This window comes from Bradyrhizobium sp. P5_C11_2 (assembly GCF_054049755.1).
Genome location: NZ_JBFULT010000871.1, coordinates 1 through 2,011 on the forward strand (window position 1 = coordinate 1; position 2,011 = coordinate 2,011).

Annotated in this window: 2 protein-coding genes and 1 pseudogene; all 3 read right to left on the bottom strand. The window is 60.3% G+C overall.

Annotation, left to right across the window (positions count from 1 at the left end; translation table 11 throughout):
* Positions 1-348, bottom strand: a pseudogene (locus ACXJL8_RS39685) (right-handed parallel beta-helix repeat-containing protein); the annotation flags it as partial.
* Positions 349-420: 72 nt separating this feature from the next.
* On the bottom strand, positions 421-1,269 hold the full coding sequence (locus ACXJL8_RS39690) for a right-handed parallel beta-helix repeat-containing protein (RefSeq protein WP_456686883.1): 849 nt from the start codon (positions 1,267-1,269) through the stop codon (positions 421-423).
* 468 nt (positions 1,270-1,737) lie between these two features.
* A partial coding sequence (locus ACXJL8_RS39695; protein ID WP_456686884.1) for a hypothetical protein occupies positions 1,738-2,011 on the bottom strand: 274 nt, incomplete at its 5' end.

Genomic DNA, 2,011 nt, shown 5'->3' on the forward strand with positions numbered 1-2,011 from the left:
CCGCGCACCGCGCAGCACGATGTGGTCGGTCGCAGCTGCATTGACGTTGATGCCATTGGTTCCGGCCGCCAGCACACCACCCACGACACCCTCGCAGTAGACCGAGATCGCCTTGGTGATGGTCAGGGTGCCGAAGCCCGCGGAATCGAGGCAATTGATCTCGCCGCCAGCCGCGGTCTTCGAGATCGCGCCGGCAAAGGTCTTGCACGGCGCCGTGCGGCTGCACGGGTTGACGTCATCGCCCACACCTGAAACCCAGGTTCGGGTGGCCTGGGCGTGAGCCGATTGCGACGTGACGAACGGTAAGAGCAATCCCGCCATGAGAGCCCATAGAGCAATGCGACGCATTTTGAACCTCCTAAATTGAACTGAAAAATTTCAAGCTGTTGTCATGTCAGAAGCTTCTCGAGACGCACAGGACTAGTGATACCCGCCAGCTGTTCCCGGCGTGGTGTCCGGGTTGTTGCCGTTGATCTGGTTGTCCAGATACGACAGCACGCTGCCGGTGGTCGCCGATCCCAGATTGTTGACGATCATCGAGCGGCCGATCCGCGCCCCCGCAGTGCCGCTGAGCGCGAAGCCCGTGCTCAGGTTCTCCGAGATGCTGCTGTTGTTGACTTGGACGTTGGACGATCCCAGCACGTTCAAGCCGATGAAGTTCTTGTGGATGGCGGTGTTGTTGATCAGGCTCCGCGAACTCCCGCCGTTGGTGTTGATCTGAATCCCGGCGCCATCGGCCGCGGTGCCGTTATGCGAGATCACGCTGTCGCGGATCATGAGCATCGAGTTGAAGTTCGACGGGTTGACGAAAATGCCGACGCCGCCCGCGCTGTTGAAGTTCCTGATGAAGCAATGCTCGATGACCACCGAGGCCGCCTGCARRACGTTGAYSCCCTTGAKCCCGGTKCCGGCGCCGTCGATGTCCAGACCGCGCAGCACGATGTGATCGGTCGCGGCTGCATTGATGATGACTCCCGTGGTCAGGGACGCCAGTATCCCGCCAACGACACCTTCGCAGTAGATCGAGATCGCCTTGGTGATGGTCACGGCGCCGAATCCCGCGGAGTCGAGACAGTTGATCTCGCCGCCAGCCGCCGTCTTCGAGATCGCGCCGGGGAAGGTCTTGCACGGCGCAGTGCGACTACACGGGTTGGCATCGTCGCCGACGCCCGAAACCCAGGTTCTCGTCGCTTGGGCGTGAGCCGGCTGCGAGGCAATCAATGGGACGAACAATCCCGCAACCAGGGTCCAAAGTGCAATTCGACGCATTTCTTCCTCCCGAGATGAAGCTGAGATTCCCAGCTTGTTGCCATGCACAAGTATTCGCTGCCGTAGCCAGCGCGGCGCGCGGCACTACGGCATCACTCTCCACATTTCGTTGAAGATTCCCCGCCGCTTTCGGCGCTCGCAAATATGGCCTTAGTGTTGAAATTCTTGGATACGCAAGGCTACAGGGAAAATGGAAACAGGCTTCTTTGGCATTTCAAATCGCGCAACTGTTGCGCGATTGGCTGCGGGCCTTCTAGTGGTCGCGCAGGATCAGGCAAGGTTCAATTTAACGTGCATTTTTTGTGTATGAAAACCTCCCCGACGTCCCAGAATATATTCCACGGAGGCCGTCGCGGCAGGCGGATTGCAGGCGCTTCATGCATGTCCCGCAATTCACGACACTGCACGCAAGCTGTGACGGCGATGATCGTMCGTGCTGCGTCGATTCGACGCGACGAGGCAGTACCGTCAGGCCAGCAAGAAGCCGGCACCGTGCAGGTTGTGTAGAAACTCAGCCAGACCGTCGGTCACGGCCGTGTCGTGGTTCGCGCCGACGGCGCCGTCGCCGTTGAGATCCTGATGGAATGTCGTCTCCAGCGCCTTCAGCGACGCGTCGGTGGCTGACACCTCCGGCGCAGCGGCGAGTGTGGTCAGGAAGTTGCCGTTGCTGTCCGTGCTCCAGATCGAAAAATGTCCGTCCGGTCCGTACTTCCAGGCGACATCATAGCCGCCGCCCGACACC